Below are 254 nucleotides of genomic sequence, written 5' to 3'. Positions count from 1 at the left end.
ACCGACAGCCGACCGTCCCACGCCGACAGACGCTCACCGACCTCGTCGGCGCCCAGGGAGACGGACACCATGCCACCACGACCGGACAACGCACGGATCGCCTTGCTCCGCAGCGCCACCACCTTCGCCGCATCCTCGATCGACAGCGCACCCGCCACACACGCGGCAGCGATCTCGCCCTGCGAGTGACCGATGACCGCAGCCGGCTCCACACCCACCGACCGCCACACCCCGGCCAGCGACACCATCACAGC

The 254-nt window shown here is 70.5% G+C and carries 1 protein-coding gene; it reads right to left on the bottom strand.

Features of this window, described 5'->3' with window-relative positions; genetic code table 11:
- Positions 1 to 254: acyltransferase domain-containing protein (locus GTW67_RS35265; RefSeq protein ID WP_161168787.1), on the bottom strand; the 254-nt coding region annotated here is incomplete at both ends.

The organism is Streptomyces sp. SID5910, assembly GCF_009862125.1.
In the GTDB taxonomy this organism is placed as follows: Bacteria; Actinomycetota; Actinomycetes; order Streptomycetales; family Streptomycetaceae; genus Streptomyces.
The sequence above is the reverse complement of the archived record's forward strand: the minus strand, read 5'-3'. Positions and strand labels throughout refer to the sequence as shown.